Here is a 22,357-nt window from a genome sequence, read left to right as displayed (position 1 = left end):
GCCGACCGTGCCCTGGGATTAGCACACACTCCTGTTCCATCTCTAGATGTACACGTATCTATCGCATCGCCCGAACGTCTCTTGCTGCTTCGAATCGACCGCTGTGACGATGTGCGCCTCACAACGGGAGACACAAATGAAGAGACATACGCGGGCCCGGACCCGTGTCGCTGTCGCACTCGTCGGTGCGGTGACCCTCGGCCTGCTGGTCGGCGTGCCCCCCGGGCCCGCCGACGCCGCCCTGCCCGCGGGCGGGATGACGGCCGCCGCACTCAACACCGAATTCAACTCGTACGGCGACACCGGCGGCAAGTGGACGAGTGGAGACAGCACCGTCTCGATCCCGCTGCCGGACGGCCGTAACGCCTGGCTCTTCTCGGACAGCCTGATCGGCACCGTCAACGCGGACCACACTCTGCCGAAGAACACCCCGATGGTGAACAACTCCATCGTGGTGCAGGACGGATCCGACCTGGTCCAGACACTGCACGGCGGCACGGCCGCCGCACCCGCCTCGCTCGTCCGCCCGACCGACGGCAGCGCCGACAAGTACTGGGTCGGCGACGGCACTGTCGAGAGTGGCGTGCTGCGGGTGGTCTACCAGCGGATGAAGACGACGGGCACCGGTCCGCTGGACTTCGCCCAACTGGACAGCGCCGTGGTCACCTTCGACCTGCCGGCGCTCACCGTGCGGAGCATCGTGGACCGGGGCTACGGCAACAGGATCGCCTGGGGTTCAGCGGTGCTCGAGGACGGCGCGTACACCTACATCTACGGGGCCGAATCCGTCGGCCAGATGCGCTTCGCCCACGTCGCCCGGGTGCCGGCCGGCGGACTCTCCGGTGCCTGGCAGTTCTGGACCGGCAGCGGATGGTCCACGGCCCAGGGCGATTCCGCTCGGGTGCTGTCCGGCGTTGGCGCCGGTTTCGGCATGCAGAAGGTGGGCAGCAACTACGTACTGGTCACCCAGGAGAACAACCTGACCTTCTCGGCCGACTTCGTGGCCTACACCGCCAGCTCGCCCACCGGGCCCTTCGCCGGCCCGGTGCCGTTGTTCACCGCCCCGGAACCGGCCACCATCCCGGGCAGCATCGTGTACGACTCCCGTGTGCACCCGGAGTTGGCACGCGCCGGGAAGCTGTTGGTGTCGTACAACGTCAACAGTCTCGTCGCGGACGCCGTCTACGGCGACGTGAGCACCTACCGGCCCCGGTTCGTCGAGGTCGACTGGCCCCGGCCCACGCCCGATCCGGCCGCGGTGCCCGCCGCGCCCACCGCCCTGACGGCGCAGGCCGACAGTAGCGGCGCCGTCAGCCTGCGCTGGCAGGCACCCGCCGGCACGGGCCTGACGTACGAGGTCCACCAGCGGGACGTGACGGCGGGGCAGACCCACTTCGCGCGGGTCTCCACCGGGATCACCGGGAACTCCACCGAGCTGAGTGTGTTCTACGAGACCGGCCACACCTACGAGTTCCGGGTCGCGGCCCGCAACACCGCCGGGGCCGGACCGCTCTCCGCCGCCGCCACGGTGACCGTCACCATCGGAGTGCCAACGGCGCCGACCGGTCTGGTGGCGGCCGCCGCCGACGGCGGTGTCATCACGCTCAACTGGAACACCGTTCCGCACGTCTGGCGCTACGAGGTCTACCGGCGTGACGTCACCGCCGGCGAGACCGAGGCCAGCCGGCAGTGGGACTCCTCCCCGCAGGACACCACCCTCTCGATGAACGGCCTGGAGAACGGCCATCAGTACGCGTTCCAGGTGGTGGCCGTGCACGGCGGCGGCGAGTCGCCACGGTCGGTCGAGGTGACCGCGACAGCGTTCCACAGCAGACCGCCGACGCCCACCGGGCTGACCGCCGCCACCCAGACCACCGGCGACATCAAACTCCAGTGGACGCACGCCAACAGCACCGACTGGTTCTACGTCTACCAACGCGACGTGACCGCCGGCGAGACGGACTTCACCAGGCTGGAGTGGCCGGTCGACACCTGCTGCACGATGACCGCAGGCGGCCTGGCGAACGGGCACACCTACGAGTACAAGGTCACCGCCCTCGGCAAGGGCGGCGAGTCGGTGCAGTCCAACGTGGCGACGGCGACGGCGCAGCGACCCCTTCCGGCCACTCCCACCGCCCTGGCCGCGGCCGCGCAGCCGGACGGCAGCATCAAGCTCACCTGGCAGCAGTCGCAGCCGGATGTCTGGTTCCAGGTGTACCAGCGCGACGCGACCGCCGGCGAGGCGGACTTCACCAGGCTGGAGTGGCCGGTGACCGCCTGCTGCACGATGACCGCCGGCGGTCTGGTCGACGGGCACACCTACGAGTACAAGGTCAGCGCGCTCGGTGCCGCCGGTGAGTCACCGGCGTCCGCCGTCGCCTCCGCGACCGCGGACGTCGCGGCGCCCGCCGCTCCGACCAACCTGCGGGCCACGGCCGGAGACGGCCAGGCGGTGCTGACCTGGGACGGTGCTGCCGACAACTGGCACCTGGTGTACCTGCGGGACGTGACCGCCGGCGAGACGGAGTTCAGCCAGCTCGAGTTCCCGGTCACCACCTGTTGCACGATGACGGCCGGCTATCTCACCAACGGCCATCGCTACGAGTTCAAGGTGAGCGCCAACGGGTCGGGTGGGGAGAGCACAGCGAGCAACGTCGTCGCGGTGACGCCGACGGCTCCGCTGCCAGCGGCCCCCAGCGGACTGACCGCGACGGCCCAGGCCGACGGCACCATCAAGCTGGCCTGGACGGCTCCCGCCCCGGATCTGTGGTACCAGGTCTACCAGCGGGACGTGACCGCCGGGGACGCCGCTTTCACCAAGCTCGCCACCCCGGTCACCAGCTGCTGCACGATGACCGCCGGCTACCTCACCAACGGCCACTCGTACGAGTACAAGATCGCCGCGATCAACTCCGGTGGTGAGGGCCCGACCGGAAACGTGGTGTCCGCGACGAGCAGCCAGCCCCGTCCGGCCGCGCCGACCAACCTGCGCGGTCAACCGGCCGGGTCCGGCACCATCGAGTTGAACTGGGACGCCCCGGCGCCCGGCCTTCTGTACTGGGTCTACCAGCGCGATGTCACCGCTGGGCAGGCCACCTTCACCAAGTCCTCCCTGCCCAGCAGCACGACCTCGGCGACCCGGGGTTACCTGGCCGACGGCCATGTCTACGAGTTCAAGGTGACCGGTGAGAGTCAGGGCGGGGAGGGAGTCGCCTCGGCGACCGTCCGGGTCACCGCCGTGGGCGGGGTGCCGCAGGCGCCGAGTGGGCTGACGGCCACCGCCGGCGACGGCAAGGTGACCCTCAACTGGACAGCCAGCCCGACCGGCGGTTCCTGGTACCAGGTCTATCTGCGCAACGCGAGCGCCGGTCAGTCCTGGCAGAAGGTGGCCAGTCCGGTCACCACCTGCTGCACCATGACCGCCGGTTACCTCACCAACGGCGATGTCTACGAGTTCAAGGTCACCACCATCAACGGCGCCGGGGAGTCCACGCCGACGTCGGTGGCCAGCGCCAAGCCCCTGCCGCCGGTACCGGCCGCACCGTCCGGCCTCACCGCCACCTCGGGGGACGGAAAGGTCGTCTTGAACTGGACGGCGAGCCCGACCGGCGGCGTCTACTACGACGTCTACCTCCGCGACACGACCGCGGGACAGTCCTGGCAGAAGGTCGCACTGCCGGCGACCTGCTGCACGATGACCGCGGGCTACCTCACCAACGGCCACCGCTACGAGTTCAAGGTCGCGGCCAGCAACATGGCCGGTCAGTCGGCGACAAGTAACGTCGCGGCGGCGACCCCTCTCCCGCCGTTCCCCCAGGCGCCGTCCGGCCTGACCGCCAGTGCCGGCGACGGCAAGGTGACGCTGCGATGGACGGCCAGCTCCACGGCGAAGGTGTACTACCTCGTGGAGTACCGGGTCTCCGGCGCGGCGAACTGGACCCGGCTCAAGTTGCCGGTCACCCAGTGCTGCACCTTCGTGGCCGGGTACCTCGGCAACGGCACGACCTACGACTTCCGGGTACGTGCCACCAACCAGGCGGGGGACAGTTCTCCGAGCAACACCGCGTCGGCCCGGCCCATGCCGCCGTTCCCGCAGGCACCGTCCGGGCTGAGTGCGGCGGCCGGGAACGGCAAGGTGACGTTGACGTGGACCAGGAGTCCGACGCCGAACGTCTACTACCTGGTCGAATACAAGACGAGCACCTCGTCGACCTGGACCAGGGTCAAGGTGCCGATCACGTCGTGCTGCACCTTCGTCGCCGGCTACCTGGGCAACGGCACCACGTACAACTTCCGGGTGCGGGCGACGAACATGTCCGGTGACAGCACGCCGAGCAACGTCGCCTCGGCCAAACCCATGCCGCCCGTGCCCACGCGCGTGTCGTCGCTCTCCGCCAGCTCCAACGGGGTCAGCCAGGTGAACCTGAGCTGGACCAGGAGTAGCACCCCCGGTGTGTACTACTGGATGGAATACCGGACTGCCGGGGATTGGCACTGGATTCGTCTGCCACTGCCTGCCACGGGCACCTCCGCCTCCCTGAGGTACGGATTCTCGGACGGCGAGTTGCATGAGTTCCGGGTGGTCGCCTTCAACATGTCCGGGGAGAGCGCCGACTCCCCGATCGCCGAGGCGATCGTCGACCGGTCCGAGTACGCGAGGACCCGCGGCGGAAACGACCTCAACGGCAGTAACCTCGTCGCCACCCGGGTATTGGGGGGCGGAAGCTGGTGTGACCCGGGCTTCGGCTCGCGGGTGTGCTACGGCACCTCCCCGGCAGGAGATCAACCGGCAACCGTCGGAGACTACTTCTTCTACGGTGGAAGCGAGAGTTCGTACCGGGCCCGCCTGCGGTGTGAGGCGTACAAGCGGGCGAACATCCGCTTCGGCTACGGACGGACCTCTGCCGACATCAGGGGCCCGGATCTCCCACGGCACGAGGTGATCCATTCCGACGCGTACGCGCGATACCTGTCCGCGGCGAACTTCCTGGCGGACTACGGAATTCAGTCGGCCTACTCGAGACTGACGACCGGGAACCCCTACGAGGCGAACAGGTTCGAGAAAGAGGCCAATCTCTACTGGGGCGGATACTTCGTCTTCGATACGGGGCGTCGCTACGGCGGTACCTCCGAGTGCAACTGGTTGTACTGACCCCGCACCGACCAGGCAGCCGGCCCCGGACTCCGTCCGGGGCCGGCTGCCCGCATCGCGACCATCTCCCAGCGGTCCTTCAGCCGGGGCGGATAAAATGGCGGCATGATCGACTCTTCTGCCCAGGAGGGCAGCAGTAGCCAGCCGGGTCGTGCCCGGCATATTCCCGTACCGACGACCCCGGGAGCCCTGAGCGACCCGTGTTGATCGTCGTTGGTCTCCTCTTGATCGTTGTTCTCACTGCCGCCACCGGTTACTTCGTGGCGCAGGAATTCGGCTACGTCGCCGTGGACCGGGGCAAGCTGCGTCAGCTCGCCGATGACGGCGACCAGGCCGCCGCCCGGGCCCTGACCGTCACCAGCCGGCTCTCCTTCATGCTCTCCGGCGCTCAACTCGGCATCACCGTCACCGCCCTGCTGGTCGGTTACGTCGCCGAGCCGTACCTGGGTGGTGGCCTCGCCGACCTGCTCGGCGTTGCCGGCGTCAGCGAGGCGGTCAGCCTGCCGCTGTCGGTGGCGTTGGCCCTGGTCATCGCCACCATCGTGCAGATGGTGCTCGGTGAGCTGGCGCCGAAGAACCTGGCCATCGCACGGGCCGAGCAGTTGGCCCGGGCGCTGAGCCGCTCCACCCTCATCTACCTGGCCGTGGCCGGGCCGCTGATCCGGCTCTTCGACCGGGCCTCGGTCCGGCTGCTGCGCCGCATCGGCATCGAACCCATCGAGGAGCTGCCCAGTGGCGCCACCCCGGCCGACCTGGAGCAGATCATCGCCGAGTCCCGCGAGGAGGGCAGCCTGGACGCCGAGATGTCCACGCTGCTCGACCGAGGTCTGGACTTCCGCGAGCTGACCGCCGGCGAGGCCATGGTGCCCCGGGTCGACGTACACACCGTACGGGCGCACGAGCCGGTCAGCCGGGTGGTCGAGCTGCTGGACACCGGCCACTCCCGCTTCCCGGTACGCGGTGCGGAGGGCGTCGACGACCTGATCGGCGTCGTCGGCATCGCCGACGTGCTCGGCGTACCCCCGGGGGAGCGGGCGACCACCCCGGTGAGCGCGGTGGCGGGGCCGCCGCTGCTCGTACCGGAGACGTTGCCCCTGCCCACGGTGCTGGACCGCCTGCGGTCCGGTCACCGGCAGATGGCCTGCGTCGTTGACGAGTACGGCGGCTTCGCCGGCGTCATCACCCTGGAGGACATCGCCGAGGAGTTGGTCGGCCCGATCCGCGACGAGGACGACCCACCGGAGCGGGCACCCGCCCGACAGGACGACGGGTCCTGGGTGGTGCCGGCGCGCTGGCGGATCGACGAGGTCGCCGACAGCACCGGAATCGCCCTGCCCGAGGCGCCGGAGTACGACACCCTGTCCGGGTTGGTGATGCGGGAGTTGGGCCGGGTACCGGAGGTCGGTGACCGGTTGGAGATCAGCCTGCTGCCGGAGGGCGCGGACGGCGAGGTCAACGACGCGGAGCCCCGCGCGCTGGTCGAGGTGCTGGCCGTGGACCGGCACGTGGCCGACTCGGTGCGGTTGCAGCTGAGCAAACCCGAGGTGACCGCATGAGCCCCGGGATCGCGTTGTTCAGTTCGGTGATCCTGCTGGCGCTGAACGGGTTCTTCGTGGCCGCCGAGTTCGCCCTGGTGGCCAGCAAGCGGTACCGCCTGGAGCAGGCGGCGGCGAACGGCGGTCGGGCGGCACGCGCCGCGCTGGACGGCGTCCGCGAGCTGTCGCTGATGTTGGCCGGTGCGCAGCTCGGCATCACGCTGTGCACCCTGGGTCTCGGTGCGCTGGCCGAGCCGGCGATCGAGCACCTGCTCAGCCCACTGCTGCACGCTGTGGGCCTGCCGGACGCGGCCAGCCACCTGATCGCCCTGGTCTTCGCCCTCGGAGTGGTGACCTTCCTGCACCTGGTGGTGGGGGAGATGGCCCCGAAGTCGTGGGCGATCACCGACGCGGAGCGCTCGGCGACGCTGCTCGCGTTGCCGTTCCGGGCCTTCGCCCGGGTGTCGCGGCCGGTGCTGTCCGCGCTCAACGCCCTGGCCAACGCGATCCTGCGGCTGTTCGGGGTCAACCAGCAGGATCAGCTCGCCCAGGTGCACGGCCCGGACGAGCTGCGGATCCTGCTGGAGCAGTCCCGCGAGCACGGGCTGCTCGGCGCGGAGCAGCACCAGTTGCTGACCAGCATGCTGGAGTTGCAGGGCACGTCGGTGGCGCAGGTGATGGAGCCGTTCGCCACCATGGTCACCGTCCGTCGGAACGATCCGGCCGGCCGGATCGAGGAGGTCAGCCGGGACAGCGGCCGATCCCGCCTGGCGGTGCTGGACGAGCAGGGCGACGTCTGTGGCCTGGTGCACGTCCGGGAGGCGGTACGGGTGGTCACCACCGGCCGCGCCGCGACCGCCGGGGAGTTGATGACCCCCGCTTTCACCCTGCCCGCGACGTCCTCGGTCACCGAGGCCGTGGCGGCGATGCGGGCCCGGCAGTCGCAGCTCGCGTTGGTGCGCAACGGCGGCGGCCCGGCGCGACCGATCGGGTTCGTCGCCCTGGAGGACCTCCTGGAGGAGGTCATCGGGGAGTTCGACGACGAGACCGACACGGTCCCGCGCGGACGCCGCCTGCGCTGACCTGCCGACCCGGCCGCGCCGATGTGTGCGGCCGGGTCGGCGCTGCGGGCTTGAGATCACGCCGACCGGGTAGGCGCGCCGGGTGGGGCCGACGGGGCCCCTGCCGGGAGGGGCGTGCGGTGCGGCTGACGGGAGTGTCCCGGGAGTCCGGTTGGACCGGCCTGTCCGTGCAGACCACGCTCCCCAACCCGAGCACCCGGCCGGGCCTGCGCCTGCCGGGGCGGGTGACTGTCGCGGCCGGGCCGGAGGACGTGCTGGTCCGGCACATCCGGCTCGGTCTGGTCACCACAGTCGAGCCGGACGACCCGTCCGCCGCCCGACGACTCGTGCAGTTCCACCAGGTGCCGATCGCCGGTCGGTTCGTCGTGCCGGCCGGGCGGCGGAGAGCTGTCGACTTCGCCATGCCGTTGCCCTGGGAGACCCCGGTGACGACCTTCGGTGGGGTGCCGCTGCTGAGTCTGCGGATGGGTCTGCGGACCGAGGTGTCCGTCGACCCCGACCTCGACCAGGGGGCGATGGTGCCTGTCTTCGTGCACCCGCTACCCACCCAGCAGCACGTGTTCGCGGCGTTGGACACGCTCGGTTTCTCGATCCGCCAGGCGGGGTTGCAGCAGGGTGAGCTGCCCGGGGTGGAGCAGACCCTGCCTCTGCACCAGCGGTGGGGTTTCTGGGTCGGCCCGCTCTACGCCGGCCCGATCACCGAGCTGGAGGTGATCTTCGTGACGAACTCGGCCGGCCTGGAGGCGATCCTCTGGATGGATCGCCGGCTGGCGCTGGCCGGCATCACCCACCAGAGCATCAGCAGGTTCCGGATCTGGCACGAGGACGCCGGCCGGCGGGACTGGGTCGCCACCGTGGACGGCTGGCTCCGCCAGGCGATCAACCGGCACGCCGCAGCTGCCGCCCACGCCGACTGGTCCGCGCAGATCGGCGGGTCCGCCCACGTCAGCCGGCACCCCGACGAGCCGATCCGCCCGGGCTTCGGGCTGGGCGGCACCGCTGGCGGTGCAGGCGTCGGTGGTGGCGGGTCCGGCGGCGGCGACGGCACCTGACAGCCCCGCCCCGCCCTCGCCCACCCCCCCCGCCAACCCCGTCGATCATGCAGTTGTGGTGGGAGGAAAATCCTGCTTCACCCCCTTTGGGGGCACCACAAGTCCATGATCGACGCGAGGGTCAGCGCCAGCGCCGACGGGTCAGCCGGCGGTCGCGGTGGCCAGCTTGAGGCTGAAGGCCAGGAACAGGGCGGCCACGGCGGTGGTGCCGCCGGCGGCCAGGCGGCGACGTTGCCGGAACTGGGCGGCCAGGAAGGTGCCCGCGAAGATCAACGCGGTCAGGTAGAGCGCGCTGGTGACCTGCGCGATCAGGCCGAGAAGCAGGAACGACAGCGCCGGCCAGGCATAGCCGGGGTCGACGAACTGGATGAAGAACGAGATGAAGAACAGGATCGCCTTCGGGTTCAGCAGGCTGATCACCAGCGCCTTGCGGAACGGGCTGCGCATCGCCGCCGGCTCCGCGGCGTCGATGAGCCGCGGCGTGCTCGGGTCGTTGCGGTCGCGCCAGCGCCGCACGGCGCCGAGCAGCATGGTCACCCCGACATAACCGAGGTACGCGGCGCCGGCGTACTTGATCACCAGGAACAGCGGCGGGTACGCCTTGAGCAACGACGCCACCCCGGCAGCGGAGAGGAACATCAGCACCCCGTCGCCGACGAACACGCCACCGGCGGCCCGGTAGCCGACCGCGACGCCTCGTTTGGCCGCGGTGGAGAGCACGAAGAGTGAGTTCGGCCCGGGCAGCAGGATGATGGCCACGGTGCCCAGCACGTACGTCCAGATGTCGGTGATCCCCAGCACGCCCGCCATCATCACGCCACCGGTGCCGTGCGGCGAAGTCTTTCTCGCAGCCTGGCCTGTGCGTTCGGCCACTCGTCGACGGTCATCGCGTACTGGACGGTGTCCCGCCAGGAGCCGTCCGGGCGTTGCCGGTGCATCCGCAGGACGCCTTCCCGGGTCGCGCCGAGCCGTTCGATGGCCGCCTGGGAGCGGACGTTGCGGATGTCGGTGTGCCAGGCCACCCGCACCGCGCCCAGGTCGTCGAAGGCCCGGCCGAGCAGCAGCAGCTTCGCCTCGGTGTTGATCCCGGTACGCCACCAGGGCCGACCGAGGAAGGTGTGCCCGATCGCCACCGCCCTCCGCTCCGGGTCGATGTCGTAGTAGGACGTGCTGCCGACCACCGCCCCGGTGGCCGCGCACCGCTGCACCCAGGCCACCCGCTCACCGCGGTGCTGGGCGGCCAGGGCGGTGCCGATCACCGCGGCGGTCCCATCGGGCGCGGTAGGTGCCGCCACGCTGAGGTGCCGCCACACCTCCGCGTCCTCGGTGGCGGCGTGCAGCTCCTCGGTGTGGGCCAGGTCCAGCGGCTCCAGCCGGACGTGTTCGCCGTGCAGCGACACCGGGTCGTGCCACTGCGTGCGGGCCGTACGCAGGAACGCCGGCAGCGGTGCGGTGACGCCGGCGTCCGGCTCGGGTTGTCCGGGGGTCAACCGCAGCGGCAGCACGCCGGCCCAGTGCGGCAGGTGCAGGTCGTCCTCGTCCTCGCGGACCCCACCGCTGCGGGACCGGACGGAGACCTCGCGCAGGGGTAGCGCCAGCACGGCCGTCTCGGCCAGCTCCCGTCGGCTGGGCGGACGGGTGTCGGTGCTGCGTCCCGAGCCGACCTTCTCCACCAGCGCGGTGAGCATGGCGAGCTTCTCCCGCTCGTCGGTGACCAGTCGCGCGGTGCCGTGCGCGACGACCGAGCGGTAGTTGGCGCTGTGGTGGAACTGGGACCGGGCGTAGACCAGCCCGTCGAGCAGTGTCACCGCGACGCAGACCGGCAGCCCGTCGCCCCGGGCGGCGAGCAGTGGCCGGCTTCCGGTGGAGCCGTGCAGGTAGAGGGTGTCGCCGATGCGTACGTGCAGGGTGGGCAGCACCCGTGGCTGGCCGTCGACGGTGAACCCGAGCGCGCAGTCGTACGCCTCGTCGAGCACGGCGTGGGCGGCGGCCTCGTCGTAGCTCATCTTGTCGCGGGAGCGGTGGGGTGTGGTCCGGGCGGTGGGTGGATACATGCGCGCGCCCCTTTGTTCTAGTACAATCTCCTGTTTGTGTCAGCACGCTATCAGCTCAGTGGTACGACGGCCGTCGAGATTTCGGCCGGCATCGAGTCGGGCATCCGTACCGGCGCGCTGTCTCCGGGGGCCCCGCTGCCACCGGTTCGGGCGCTCGCCGCCGACCTGGGTGTCAGCCCCGCCACCGTCGCCCGCGCCTACCAGGAGCTGCGCCAACGTGGCCTGCTCGTCACCGCCGGACGGCACGGCACCCGGGTCCGCCCCCGCCCCCCGGTGGCCGCCCGCCGCTCCGCGCTACGCCCGCCACCACTGCCCGGGGCCCGGGACCTGTCCCGGGGTGAACCCGACCGCCGGCTGCTCCCTCCACTCGGCCCGCACCTGGCGGCGCTCGCCGCCGACAGCGGCCCGTCGGTCAGCTACTCCGACGCCGGAGTGCTGCCCGAGCTGGCCGAGGCCGCCCGCGCCCGACTGGACGCCGACGGCGTGCCCGCCGGGGAGCTGACCATCACCGGCGGCGCGCTGGACGGCATCGAGCGGCTGCTCGGCGCCCACCTGCGCCCCGGCGACGCGGTCGCGATGGAGGACCCGGGCTGGGCCAACCTGCTCGACCTGGTGGCCGCGCTGGGGCTGCGCCCGATCGGCGTACCCGTGGACGACGAGGGGCCGATGGTGGCCGGGGTGGCCGCCGCGCTCGCCGCCGGAGCGCGGGCGCTGGTGGTCACCAGCCGGGCCCAGAACCCGACCGGCTCGGCCATCTCCGCGGAGCGCGCCGAGGCGCTGCGCGCGCTGCTCGCCGGCCGGCGGGACCTGCTGCTGATCGAGGACGACCACGCCGCCGAGCTGGCCCGCGTACCCCTGCATCCGCTGGCCGGGGCGACGGCGAGCTGGGCCTTCCTGCGGTCGGTGAGCAAACCTTTCGGCCCGGACCTGCGGCTCGCGGTGCTGGCCGGCGACGAGACAACTGTGGCCCGGGTGGCCGGCCGGACGCGGGTCGGCGCCGGCTGGGTCTCCACGGTGCTGCAACGGCTGGTCCTCGCCCTCTGGAGCGATCCGGCGGTCGACGAGCTGGTGCGGCGGGCGGCGCAGAGCTACGAGCAGCGACGCGACGGGCTGCTGACCGCGCTGGCCGAGCACGGCCTGCGGGCGCACGGCCGCAGCGGCATCAACGTCTGGCTGCCGGTGGCGGACGAGACGAGCGCGGTCACCGCGTTGCGCGACGCCGGCTGGGCGGTGGCCCCCGGCGCCCTCTACCGGATCGCCGCCGCGCCCGCCGTGCGCATCACGGTCAGTTCGCTGCACACCGACGACCTCGCCCCCCTCGCCGCCGCCCTGGCCCACGCCGCCAACCCCACCCCACCCCCGGGGTTCCCCACCTGACCGGCCGCGCTCCGCCACCGTGCGCCCGGTGTCGGCGGGACCGATGGTTCGCGCAGAAAGTACGAGGTTGCGAGGATTCGGGGTGAACGGGACGGGTATGCGGGCCGCCGGAGGTGGGGACCATGGCTTCTCCCGGAGCACGCAAGGGAATCTGGATCGTGGTGGCGCTGGTGATCATCATCATCGTCATCGTGTTGATCGCTATCGCTTCCGGTGGTGACGGCGGCGGAAACGGCTACTGACGCGGTGCGACCGGCGGGCGTACCCGGCACCGGGCATCGAACGGGTATATAACAGTCGGCATGGCCGAGCAGACCGGGAACGCCCCGGGCGCCCAGCGGTTCATCCCGCCCGACGCCGACACCATCGACGCCCTGCGGACCGCCGCCGGCGGCTGTCGGGGCTGCGAGCTGTACCGGGACGCCTCACAGACGGTCTTCGGCCGAGGCGACGAGAGCGCCCGGGTGGTGCTGGTCGGCGAGCAGCCGGGCGACATGGAGGACCAGAAGGGGCTGCCCTTCGTGGGCCCCGCCGGTCGGCTGCTGCGTCGCGCCGTCGACGACGCCGGGCTGGACCCGCGTCACCTCTACCTGACGAACGCCGTGAAGCACTTCCGTTTCGAGCTGCGCGGCAAGCGGCGGATCCACCAGACCCCCGACCAGGTGCACATCACAGCCTGCCGACCCTGGCTGGTAGCCGAGTTCGCCCGGTTGCGCCCGGAGATCGTGGTGGTGCTCGGCGCGACCGCCGCCAAGGCGCTGCTCGGGCCGTCCTTCCGGGTCACCCGGCAGCGGGGCGAGTTGCTCCCCTGGCCCGCCTCGGCCCAGCACCCGGAGGACTTCCAACGGGTGCCGGTGGACAACGCCAGCGAGCGCGCCGACGCGCCGCAGGCTCGCCTGCTGGCCACCATCCACCCGTCCGCGGTGCTGCGCGCCGACGACCAGGACAAGGCGTACGAGGGTTTGGTCGCCGACCTCACCGTCGTCACCCGCGCCCTGCCCGAGTAGCCCGGCGCGAGGCTGCGGGGGCTCAGCCGTCCGTCGTGATCTTGCTGAACACGTCCTTTGCGGCGATCAGGCCGTCTCGGACCAGGTAGAGATCCACTCCGCGCAGCACGGTGCCGTCCTCCGCCTGCGGCCAGCTCCACTCGCACAGGACCCGGTCGCCGGCCGCCCGCACCGCACCGAGGGTCGGGCCGTTGCCGAGCTGGTCGGCGAAGGCGCGGCACACCGCGTCCCGCCCTCGCAGGGTTCGGGCCGGCCCGTCCCAGGCGCTCGGACTGTAGAGCACGTCCTCGGCAAGGCAGGCGGCCACCGTGGTCAGGTCGCCCCGATGCCACGCGTCGTTGAAGCGTTCGACCAACCGCGTCCCGGCATCGCCCATTGCGGCACCATAGGCGCGGTCCACGCCGGAAGCGACTCCGTTCCCGCCGCCGACGTGCTCGGCAGCGGCGGGCGAGCCGATACCTACCGGAAACGGCACTGCGCGATCCACGAAACAGCCTCTCTGCAGACTCATGCGAGTCGATCTTGTAGGGGAGGCGCGATGAGCGGTCAGACACAGTCGACGGTGAGCCGGCGTGGGTTCCTGCGGGCGGTGGGAGCCAGTGGTGGTGCCGGTGCGATGCTCGCCACGATGGGCGCGATGGGCCTCGCTCCCAGCGCGGAAGCGGCGGTCACCCCGGCATTCCGGCCGCCGGAGCGGTCCGACTTCACGCTGACCGGGCGGCCGGGTGCCAGCGTGGTCATCCTCGGGGGCGGCATCGCCGGTCTCACCGCCGCCTACGAGTTGGGCAAGGCGGGTTACCGCTGCACGATTCTCGAGGCGCGGCACCGCGTCGGCGGGCGGAACCTGACCATCCGCGGCGGCGATGTCGAAACCGACCTCGATGGACGGACGCAACGTGCGGGCTTCTCCGACGGGGTCTACTTCAACGCCGGGCCGGGCCGGATCGCGCAGTGGATGGTGACCATGGACTACTGCCGGGAACTCGGAGTGCCCGTCGAGGTCTTCACCAACCAGAACGCCGACGCCTGGATCTACAACGAGTCCGCCGGTATGACCGAGCCGGTCCGGTACCGCACTGCCAAGGCCGACGTGTACGGCTACGTCTCGGAGCTGCTGGCGAAGGCCACCGACCAGGGCGCGTTGGACGCCCAGCTCACCGCCGAGGACCGGACCCGGCTCCTGGCGTTCCTGCAGAGCTTCGGTGCGATCGGCGGACGCACCAACGGATGGGCGTACACCGGGACCAGCCGTCGGGGCTTCGCCGCCTATCCGGGCGCGGGCAACGACGTGGGCAGCCCTCTCGGTGCGCCCCCGGCGCTCTCCGACGTCTTCGCCAGCAACGTCGGCCGGTACTTCTCCTTCGAGTTCGGCTACGACCAGGCCATGCTGATGTTCCAGCCGGTCGGCGGCATGGACCAGATTCCCCGGGCCCTGGCAAAGGCGGTGGGCACGCACCGGATCCGGCTCGACGCCGAGGTGACCGGGGTGACCGACCGGGGCGGTGCCGTGGAGGTGACCTATCGGCAGGGTTCCCGGCAGGCGCAGCTCACCGCCGACTACTGCGTGGCCACGCTGCCACCGCACCTGATGGCCCGCGTACCCCACAATCTCGGCACGGCGGTGACCGCCGCCCTGGCCGACTTCCCGGTCACCGCCGCCGGCAAGATCGGTCTGGAGTACCGCAGCCGCTGGTGGGAGACCGACCAGCGGATCTACGGCGGCATCACCGAGACCGACCTGGACCTGTCGCACATCTGGTACCCGTCGCACGGCTTCCACGGCAAGCGCGGCCTGGTCGTCGGCTACTACAACACCGGTGCGAACGCCAGGGCGTACAGCGGGCTCACACCCGAGCAGCGCAGGGAGCGCGCGGTCGCCCAGGGTGTGAAGATCCATGGTGACAAGTACCGCAGCGAGCTGGTCACCTCGTACTCCCACGCCTGGGACCGGACGCGCTACATCGAGGGCGCCTGGACCTCACCTCGCTACGGCACGGCCGGTTACAACCTGTTGCTCCAGCCGGCCGGGCGGGTCTACTTCGCCGGGGACTGGCTGAGCCACGAGGTGGCCTGGCAGCACGGCGCGTTCGTGGCGGCCCGCTCGGCGGTGTCGTCGCTGCACCAGCGCGTGATGGCCGGCTGACCGACCAGGCCGACCGGGCGTATCCGTCCCGGTCCGCGCGCCCGGATCATTGGGCGGGGCGCGCGGCGGGGCGGCGGGCGGCGGGTTGGGTGCGCGAGGATGGGGCCACCCTCTTCGTAAGGAGCGCCGATGGCCACCGACCTGACCGCGTCGGGCACCGCCGCTCGCCCCGACATCGCGTCGATCCAACGCCGTACCCTGCGGCTGCTCTCCACCACCCAGATCGTCGGCGGCGTCGGCGTCACCATCGGCATCGCGGTCGGCGCGCTGCTCGCCGCGCGGATCGCCGGCACCGCGGTGGCCGGTGTGGCACAGAGCGCCGGGGTGGTCGGCGCGGCGTTGCTCGCCGTCCCGGTCACCCGGATCATGGCGCGGCACGGGCGGCGACCAGGGCTGGTGGTGGCGTACGCGGTCGGTGCCGTCGGCGGCGTGCTCGTGGTGCTGTCCGCGGTGACCCACTGGATCCCGCTGCTCTTCCTCGGCATGTTGCTCTTCGGTGGGGGCACCGCCGCGAACCTCCAGGCCCGCTACACGGCCGTGGACCTCGCCGAGCCGGCCCGACGGGGGCGGCAGCTCTCCCTGATCGTCTGGGCGACCACCATCGGTGCGGTGGCCGCACCGAACTTCGCCGCCCTGGCCGACCGGGTCACCACCGGCTGGGGGCTGCCCCCACTCGCCGGCCCGTTCGCGTTCAGCTCGGCCGCGTTCGTGCTGGCTGCCGTCGTACTCCTCGGGTTGCTCCGGCCCGACCCGCTGCTCACCGCGCGGCGGCTCGCGGCGGCCGACACGCCCGTCGTGCCGCCGACCGACGCCGCGGCGACGGCCGCAGTGGCGGAGGCGCCGGCCGCCGCGCCGGTCACGGTGCGCGCGCCGCGCGGCGCAGGGCTGCGGGCGGCCTGGTCGGTGGTACGCGCGCGACCCGCCGCCCGGCTCGGCGTCGCTGCCGTGGCGGTCGGTCACCTGGTCATGGTGGCGGTGATGGCGATGACCCCGGTCCGGCTCGGCGAGTCGCACGCCGACGCCGACGTGCTGCGCCTGGTCGGCATCGTGCTGAGCCTGCACATCGCGGGCATGTACGCGTTCTCCCCGGTGGTGGGTTGGCTCACCGACCGGCTCGGCCGGCGGGCCGTGATCCTCGGCGGGGTGGGGTTTCTGCTGGCCGCCTGCGCGGTCGCCGGCACCGCCGGACACCACACACCCCGGCTCTCGGTGGGTCTCGTCCTGCTCGGGCTGGGCTGGTCGGGGACGATGGTGGCCGGCTCGACGCTGCTGTCCGAGTCGGTGCCGGCCGGAGTGCGGCCGAGCGTCCAGGGGTTCTGCGACCTGGTCATGGGGTTGGCCGGGGCCGCTGCCGCCGTGGTCAGCGGGTTTGTCATGCAGTTCGCCGGTTATCCCGTGCTCACCCTGCTCGCGGCGGTCGCGGCGGCGCCCCTGGTGGCGCTAGCGTTGCGCCCGGTGCCGACCGGGGCACCGGACGAGGAGGGCTGATCACGTGCGGCTGACCGACTTCTGGGCGCGCTTGGAGGAGGCGTTCGGGCCCGGCTACGCGGCGAGCATCGCCCGCGACCAGGTGCTGTCCCAGCTCGACGGACGGACCATCGAGCAGGCGTTGGCGTCGGGTGAGCGGACGAACGTGGTGTGGCGGGCGGTCTGTGCCGCGTACCCCGACCGAGTGCCCGCCCGACTACGCTGAGCAGCCTTTTCATCACTTCCGCGTGTCGCTTGTCGAGTCGTACACCTGTTCGGCTATTGTCCACAGCGGGGTGCTCGTCCACAGCTCGCGGCCCGTCGGCTGGTTTTCTGTCGGACCTAGCGCCTAGCGTGTCCGCGTGACGCGAAGCTCAGCAAAGACGCCGGCGAAGGCAGGGGTGGCAACCATGGCAGCAGGGCCTGACCGGGAGAAGGCACTCGACCTTGCTCTCGCTCAGATCGACAAGCAATTCGGCAAGGGCTCGGTGATGCGGCTGGGGGAGCGGCCGGTCATCCAGACCGCCGTGATCCCGACCGGCTCCATCGCGCTCGACGTGGCGCTCGGCGTGGGCGGTCTGCCGCGTGGCCGGGTGGTCGAGGTCTACGGTCCCGAGTCCAGCGGTAAGACCACGGTGGCACTGCACGCGGTGGCCAACGCCCAGCGGGCCGGGGGCATCGCCGCCTTCATCGACGCCGAGCACGCGCTCGACCCGGAGTACGCGAAGGCCCTCGGTGTCGACACCGACGCGATGCTGGTCTCCCAGCCGGACACCGGCGAGCAGGCGCTGGAGATCGCGGACATGCTGATCCGCTCCGGCGCACTGGACATCATCGTGATCGACTCGGTGGCGGCCCTGGTGCCGCGCGCCGAGATCGAGGGCGAGATGGGCGACAGCCACGTGGGCCTCCAGGCCCGGCTGATGAGCCAGGCGCTCCGGAAGATCACCGGTGTGCTCAGCAACACCGGCACCACGGCGATCTTCATCAACCAGCTGCGGGAAAAGATCGGCGTCATGTTCGGCAGCCCGGAGACCACCACCGGTGGTCGGGCGCTGAAGTTCTACGCCTCGGTCCGGCTCGACGTGCGACGCATCGAGAGCCTCAAGGACGGCACCGACGTGGTCGGCAACCGCACCCGGGTCAAGGTCGTGAAGAACAAGGTGGCCGCGCCGTTCAAGCAGGCCGAGTTCGACATCATGTACGGCAAGGGCATCTCGCGTGAGGGCTCGCTGATCGACGTCGGCGTGGAGCAGGCGATCATCCGCAAGTCCGGAGCGTGGTACACGTACGACGGCGACCAGCTCGGTCAGGGCAAGGAGAAGGCCCGGGAGTTCCTGAAGGAAAACCCGGACGTGGCCGCCGAGATCGAGAAGAAGATCCTGGAGAAGCTCGGCGTCGGTGTCGGCGCGGGTGACGCCGCCGGTGGCCCGGAGCTGCCGCCGGTCGACTTCTGACCGGTCGCTGACCCATGGCAGGACGACGCGCCCGTACAGGGCGGGGCTGGGATGCCAGTCCGCCCCGTGCGGGCGACGCCGCTGACCCACCGCGTCCCCGCCGGGGGCGTCGGGCCGAGTCGTCGGCGGATGAACCGGCGCCCCCACCGCGCGACGAGTCCGAGGTGGCGCGGGAGATCTGCCTGCGCCAACTCGCCGTCCGGCCACGCACCCGGGCCGAGCTGGCCGGGGCGTTGGCCAAGCGGGGCATCTCGGAGCAGGTGTCGGCAGAGGTGCTCGACCGGTACGACGAGGTCGGCATCATCGATGACGCCGCGTTCGCCCGAGCGTGGGTGTCCAGTCGGCACACCGGTCGCGGGCTGGCTCGCCGTGCCCTCGCCAACGAGCTGCGCCGAAAGGGCGTCGACGGTGACGTCGCCACCGAGGCGTTGGGTGAGTTGGACGAGGAGACCGAGGCGGACACCGCCCGCGGTCTCGTGGAGCGCAAGCTGCGCACGGCTCGAGGCGAGCCCGACGCGGTCTTCCGCCGGCTGGTGGGCATGCTGGCCCGCAAGGGCTACCCGCCGGGGGTCGCGATCAGGGCGGTGAAGGATGCGCTGGCCGCGCAGAGCGCCGAGGCGGCCGAGTTCGCCGAGCAGATCGACGCCGACGCGCTCGCCGACGCCGAGGGCGACCTGGACCGCGACACCCGCGCGGTGGAGTGACCGGCCCGCGGGGCTGTCGGGCTCGACGGTGACGGCGGGCGGCGGCTCGGTGTCGACGTCATGGTTGTCACAAAGTCGGCTCTGCCCACTGTGTCGTCGTCCCTGAACAGGTACGACATGTCAATCGAGCCTGCCAGGTCGCGGTTTTTGTCACCCTGTGTCCGCAACGACATCAGCTTTGGGTGACGATTCAACTTCTCTCCGTTCGGGGGGTTTGATCATGAGTCCTTGACCAGAGCACCCCCGGAGACCTAGCCTCGCCATACAGGCTCACATTGCCCGACCATTGCAGGCTAAGCGCACAACATAGATCGCGTAACAAGACAGCATCACTTTGGCCGACTCCGCGGCCTTTGGCGGCAGCTCCGGACTGGCCGGTCCGGGACGCCGCGACAACTGCACCCGGTCGCCGACGTTGCCCGCGGGCACCGCCGGCGGAGAGAGCTACCCACGGCCAGCCGCTCCGGTCGGGCGTCCACAGCCGCAGGAGTGTGCCCCGGCACGGTCGCTGCGGTCTCGACGTTAGGGGAGGCGGCCATGGCGGGGCGGCGGCACAGGTTCACCGGTAGACCCGACGGGGTCCCGGCATGAACGCCTTCGATGTCGTGCTCCTCGCGGCCGTCCTCGTCCTCGCGGTGGTGGTGATCGGGGCCGTGCTGGTGGGCATCCGGACGATGCGCCGGATGGGTGCCGGGCCGGCTCCGGAGGATCCCGCCTTCATCGCCGAGAAGGATCGTCAGGAGCAGTCGCTCGCTGCCCTGCGGACGGCGGCCGACGAGGCGAACAGCACGATCGACGTGGCGAAGTCCGCCGCAGCGGCAGCCCGTACCGAGGCGGCGGCGGCGAAGGCGGAGGCGAAGGCGGCCCGCGCCGAGGCGCGTCGGGTGCTCGACGACGCCCGCGCCGAGGCGGACACCGTCCTGGAGCGCGCCCACAAGCAGGCCGAGGCGGATGCCGAGCAGCTGCGGACGGCAGCGCGGCGCAGCGGCGAGCGGGAGGTCGCGGTGCTGGCCGCCACCACCCGGGAGCAGGCCGCCGAGGTGGAACGCCGGGCCGCCCGGATGGACGAGCGGGAGCGGATGCACACCGAGGAGGTGGAGCGGTTCGCCGAGCGGGAGCGGCAGCTGACCGCCGCGAAGGCCGACCTCGCCGCCCGGGAGTCAGCGCTCGCCCAGCGGGACGTCGAGCTGACCGAGTCGGAGGAACTGCGCCGTCGGGAGTTGGAGCGGGTCGCCGGGCTCACCGCCGAGTCGGCCCGACTGGAGCTGGTCGAGGCGATCGAGACGTCCGCCAAGCGGGAGGCGGCACTGCTCGTACGGGACATCGAGTCCGACGCGCGCAACACCGCCGAGCAGCGGGCCCGACACATCGTGGTGGACGCGATCCAGCGGGTCGCCAGCGAGCAGACCGCGGAGAGCGTGGTCAGCGTCCTGCACCTGCCCGGTGACGAGATGAAGGGGCGGATCATCGGTCGGGAGGGGCGCAACATCCGCGCCTTCGAGTCGGTGACCGGCGTCAACCTGATCATCGACGACACCCCCGAGGCGGTGTTGCTCTCCTGCTTCGACCCGGTCCGGCGGGAGGTGGGCCGGCTGACGCTGGAGAAGCTGGTGCTCGACGGGCGGATCCACCCGCACCGGATCGAGGAGGTCTACGACCTGGCCCGGCAGGAGGTGGAGGAGCTCTGCCTCCGCGCCGCCGAGGACGCCCTGGTCGAGGTCGGCATCACCGAGATCCACCCGGAGCTGGTGACCCTGCTCGGCCGCCTGCGCTACCGCACCTCGTACGGGCAGAACGTGCTCAAGCACCTGGTCGAGACCGCCCACATCGCCGGCATCATGGCCGCCGAGCTGCGGTTGGACGTGCCCATCATCAAGCGGTCGGCGTTCCTGCACGACATCGGCAAGGCGCTCACGCACGAGGTGGAGGGCAGCCACGCCATCATCGGCGCTGATCTGGCCCGTAAGTACGGCGAGCACGAGGACGTGGTGCACGCCATCGAGGCGCACCACAACGAGGTGCCGCCGCAGACCATCGAGGCCGTCCTCACCCAGGCGTCCGACGCCTGCTCCGGCGGTCGGCCGGGCGCGCGTCGGGAGAGCCTGGAGGCGTACGTCAAGCGCCTGGAGCGGATCGAGGAGATCGCGGCCGGCAAGCTCGGCGTGGACAAGGTCTTCGCCATGCAGGCCGGCCGGGAGATCCGGGTGATGGTCAAGCCGGACGACGTCGACGACATCGGAGCGGCCGTGTTGGCCCGCGACGTGGCCAAGCAGATCGAGGAGGAGCTGACCTACCCGGGTCAGATCCGGGTCACAGTGGTCCGCGAGTCCCGGGTCACCGAGATCGCCCGCTGAGAGATAGAGATATCGGGGTGTCCCTGACGAAGGACACCCCGATATCAACGCACTCGTTTCGATCACCCGCCAGGCGACCCGGCGGCCCGTCCGGTCAGATCATCCGGGCAGAGTCCTCGCCGACGCTCTGGGCGGGCAGCACCTTTGCCGCCGTCCGTGGGGTGCGGCTCATTCGCTTCTGCAACCACCAGGCCAGGACCGACAGCGCACCGCAGATGGCGATGTAGATCGCCGCCACGATCAGGTACGTCGGCACGTACGGCAGCCCGAACGGCAACCGGCCGCCGATCTGCTTACCCACGAAGAGCAGTTCGGGGTACGTGATGATGAAGCCCAGCGCGGTGTCCTTGAGCAGCACGACGAGCTGACTGACGATCGCCGGGAGCATCGACCGCACCGCCTGCGGCAGCAGGATCAGCCGCAGCACCTGGTTCTTGCGCATGCCGACCGCGTAGGCGCCCTCGGTCTGCCCGTACGGGACGGCGTTGATGCCGGCCCGGAAGATCTCCGCGAGCACCGAGCCGTTGTAGAGCATGAGGCCGATGACCAGCGCCCACAGCTTGTCGATCGACCAGCCGTACTGCAGCGGCACGTAATAGCCGAAGAAGATCAGGATGAGCAGGGGGATCGCCCGGAACAGCTCCACGACGAAGGTCGCCGGGCTACGCAGATACCACTTGTCGCTCAGTCGGGCACTGGCGAAGAAGGCACCGAAGATCAGCGCCAGGACCGCGGCGATGCCGGCCGCCTTGAGCGTTGCCCCCAGGCCCGCGAGCAGTTCGCGTTGCACAGAGGCGTACTGGAACTGTTCCCACTTGCGTGCCTCGAACTGACCTGTGTCGGCGAACTTGTAGCCGATGAAGGCGATGAGAGCGATGATGCCGACCGTGGAGGCGACGCCCAGGATCGCGTTACGCCGCTTGGCGCGTGGCCCGGGCAGGTCGTAGAGGATCGACGCCTGGCTCAACTCGGC

The 22,357-nt window shown here is 71.2% G+C and carries 16 protein-coding genes; 12 read left to right on the top strand and 4 right to left on the bottom strand.

Annotation, left to right across the window (positions count from 1 at the left end; translation table 11 throughout):
• Nucleotides 1-136: 136 nt before the first annotated feature.
• The 4 genes from FHU34_RS26630 (at nucleotide 137) to FHU34_RS26615 (ending at nucleotide 8,821) form a co-directional block, all read left to right on the top strand.
• Entirely contained in the window at nucleotides 137-5,152 is a 5,016-nt protein-coding gene (locus tag FHU34_RS26630) for a fibronectin type III domain-containing protein (RefSeq protein ID WP_167524909.1), read from the top strand.
• A 200-nt stretch (nucleotides 5,153-5,352) separates the two neighbouring features.
• Entirely contained in the window at nucleotides 5,353-6,708 is a 1,356-nt protein-coding gene (locus FHU34_RS26625; protein WP_145784961.1) for a hemolysin family protein, read from the top strand.
• Nucleotides 6,705-7,769, top strand: a complete 1,065-nt coding sequence (locus FHU34_RS26620; protein ID WP_145784960.1) for a hemolysin family protein — start codon at nucleotides 6,705-6,707, stop codon at nucleotides 7,767-7,769. Before FHU34_RS26625 ends, FHU34_RS26620 begins: the two co-directional genes overlap by 4 nt.
• Nucleotides 7,770-7,888: 119 nt before the next feature.
• Nucleotides 7,889-8,821: a sporulation protein gene (locus tag FHU34_RS26615; protein WP_145784959.1), complete on the top strand. Its 933-nt coding sequence runs from the start codon at nucleotides 7,889-7,891 to the stop codon at nucleotides 8,819-8,821.
• A gap of 141 nt (nucleotides 8,822-8,962) precedes the next feature.
• Here the strand turns inward: FHU34_RS26615 and leuE are convergent, their stop codons facing one another.
• Together leuE and FHU34_RS26605 are read right to left on the bottom strand one after the other, a co-directional pair.
• Nucleotides 8,963-9,634 (bottom strand): leucine efflux protein LeuE, encoded by a 672-nt coding sequence (leuE, locus tag FHU34_RS26610; protein ID WP_130399689.1) that lies wholly within the window; start codon nucleotides 9,632-9,634, stop codon nucleotides 8,963-8,965.
• Nucleotides 9,634-10,875, bottom strand: coding sequence for a bifunctional pyridoxamine 5'-phosphate oxidase family protein/GNAT family N-acetyltransferase (locus tag FHU34_RS26605; protein ID WP_145784958.1), 1,242 nt, complete (start codon nucleotides 10,873-10,875; stop codon nucleotides 9,634-9,636). Before FHU34_RS26605 ends, leuE begins: the two co-directional genes overlap by 1 nt.
• Before the next feature lie 36 nt (nucleotides 10,876-10,911).
• Here FHU34_RS26605 and FHU34_RS26600 point away from each other — a divergent pair, with 36 nt between their 5' ends.
• Nucleotides 10,912-12,252: an aminotransferase class I/II-fold pyridoxal phosphate-dependent enzyme gene (locus tag FHU34_RS26600; RefSeq protein WP_145784957.1), complete on the top strand. Its 1,341-nt coding sequence runs from the start codon at nucleotides 10,912-10,914 to the stop codon at nucleotides 12,250-12,252.
• A 302-nt stretch (nucleotides 12,253-12,554) separates the two neighbouring features.
• Nucleotides 12,555-13,259, top strand: a complete 705-nt coding sequence (locus FHU34_RS26595; protein ID WP_145784956.1) for a UdgX family uracil-DNA binding protein — start codon at nucleotides 12,555-12,557, stop codon at nucleotides 13,257-13,259.
• Nucleotides 13,260-13,281: 22 nt separating this feature from the next.
• Here the strand turns inward: FHU34_RS26595 and FHU34_RS26590 are convergent, their stop codons facing one another.
• Nucleotides 13,282-13,635 (bottom strand): nuclear transport factor 2 family protein, encoded by a 354-nt coding sequence (locus FHU34_RS26590; RefSeq protein WP_145784955.1) that lies wholly within the window; start codon nucleotides 13,633-13,635, stop codon nucleotides 13,282-13,284.
• Nucleotides 13,636-13,797: 162 nt separating this feature from the next.
• Between FHU34_RS26590 and FHU34_RS26585 the strand changes: the two genes are divergently transcribed.
• The 6 genes from FHU34_RS26585 to rny all read left to right on the top strand — a co-directional run bounded on the left by FHU34_RS26585 (nucleotide 13,798) and on the right by rny (nucleotide 21,384).
• Nucleotides 13,798-15,402 carry a flavin monoamine oxidase family protein gene (locus tag FHU34_RS26585; RefSeq protein WP_145784954.1) on the top strand — a complete coding sequence of 535 codons (1,605 nt, stop codon included), beginning with the start codon at nucleotides 13,798-13,800 and terminating at the stop codon, nucleotides 15,400-15,402.
• A 129-nt stretch (nucleotides 15,403-15,531) separates the two neighbouring features.
• Nucleotides 15,532-16,890 carry an MFS transporter gene (locus FHU34_RS26580; RefSeq protein ID WP_145784953.1) on the top strand — a complete coding sequence of 453 codons (1,359 nt, stop codon included), beginning with the start codon at nucleotides 15,532-15,534 and terminating at the stop codon, nucleotides 16,888-16,890.
• 4 nt (nucleotides 16,891-16,894) lie between these two features.
• Nucleotides 16,895-17,095 (top strand): DUF3046 domain-containing protein, encoded by a 201-nt coding sequence (locus tag FHU34_RS26575; RefSeq protein WP_145784952.1) that lies wholly within the window; start codon nucleotides 16,895-16,897, stop codon nucleotides 17,093-17,095.
• Nucleotides 17,096-17,279: 184 nt separating this feature from the next.
• On the top strand, nucleotides 17,280-18,326 hold the full coding sequence (gene recA, locus FHU34_RS26570; protein WP_145784951.1) for a recombinase RecA: 1,047 nt from the start codon (nucleotides 17,280-17,282) through the stop codon (nucleotides 18,324-18,326).
• A 14-nt stretch (nucleotides 18,327-18,340) separates the two neighbouring features.
• A complete protein-coding gene (locus tag FHU34_RS26565; RefSeq protein WP_145784950.1) occupies nucleotides 18,341-19,030 on the top strand; it encodes a regulatory protein RecX in 690 nt (229 codons plus the stop codon).
• Nucleotides 19,031-19,617: 587 nt separating this feature from the next.
• Complete coding sequence (rny, locus tag FHU34_RS26560) at nucleotides 19,618-21,384, top strand: ribonuclease Y (RefSeq protein WP_145784949.1); 1,767 nt, start codon at nucleotides 19,618-19,620, stop codon at nucleotides 21,382-21,384.
• Between the two features lie 94 nt (nucleotides 21,385-21,478).
• Here the strand turns inward: rny and FHU34_RS26555 are convergent, their stop codons facing one another.
• Entirely contained in the window at nucleotides 21,479-22,351 is an 873-nt protein-coding gene (locus tag FHU34_RS26555; protein WP_145784948.1) for an amino acid ABC transporter permease, read from the bottom strand.
• Between the last annotated feature and the right edge of the window lie 6 nt (nucleotides 22,352-22,357).

This window comes from Micromonospora taraxaci, assembly GCF_007830095.1.
Lineage (GTDB): Bacteria > Actinomycetota > Actinomycetes > Mycobacteriales > Micromonosporaceae > Micromonospora > Micromonospora taraxaci.
The sequence above is the reverse complement of the archived record's forward strand: the minus strand, read 5'-3'. Positions and strand labels throughout refer to the sequence as shown.

Bases quoted from the DNA above. Each gene is read 5' to 3' on its own strand.
- FHU34_RS26630 (WP_167524909.1), top strand. From the start codon at position 137: ATGAAGAGACATACGCGGGCCCGGACCCGTGTCGCTGTCGCACTCGTC.
- FHU34_RS26620 (WP_145784960.1), top strand. From the start codon at position 6,705: ATGAGCCCCGGGATCGCGTTGTTCAGTTCGGTGATCCTGCTGGCGCTG.
- leuE (WP_130399689.1), bottom strand. From the start codon at position 9,634: ATGATGGCGGGCGTGCTGGGGATCACCGACATCTGGACGTACGTGCTG.
- FHU34_RS26605 (WP_145784958.1), bottom strand. From the start codon at position 10,875: ATGTATCCACCCACCGCCCGGACCACACCCCACCGCTCCCGCGACAAG.
- FHU34_RS26595 (WP_145784956.1), top strand. From the start codon at position 12,555: ATGGCCGAGCAGACCGGGAACGCCCCGGGCGCCCAGCGGTTCATCCCG.
- FHU34_RS26590 (WP_145784955.1), bottom strand. From the start codon at position 13,635: ATGGGCGATGCCGGGACGCGGTTGGTCGAACGCTTCAACGACGCGTGG.
- FHU34_RS26585 (WP_145784954.1), top strand. From the start codon at position 13,798: ATGAGCGGTCAGACACAGTCGACGGTGAGCCGGCGTGGGTTCCTGCGG.
- FHU34_RS26580 (WP_145784953.1), top strand. From the start codon at position 15,532: ATGGCCACCGACCTGACCGCGTCGGGCACCGCCGCTCGCCCCGACATC.
- recA (WP_145784951.1), top strand. From the start codon at position 17,280: ATGGCAGCAGGGCCTGACCGGGAGAAGGCACTCGACCTTGCTCTCGCT.
- FHU34_RS26565 (WP_145784950.1), top strand. From the start codon at position 18,341: ATGGCAGGACGACGCGCCCGTACAGGGCGGGGCTGGGATGCCAGTCCG.
- rny (WP_145784949.1), top strand. From the start codon at position 19,618: ATGAACGCCTTCGATGTCGTGCTCCTCGCGGCCGTCCTCGTCCTCGCG.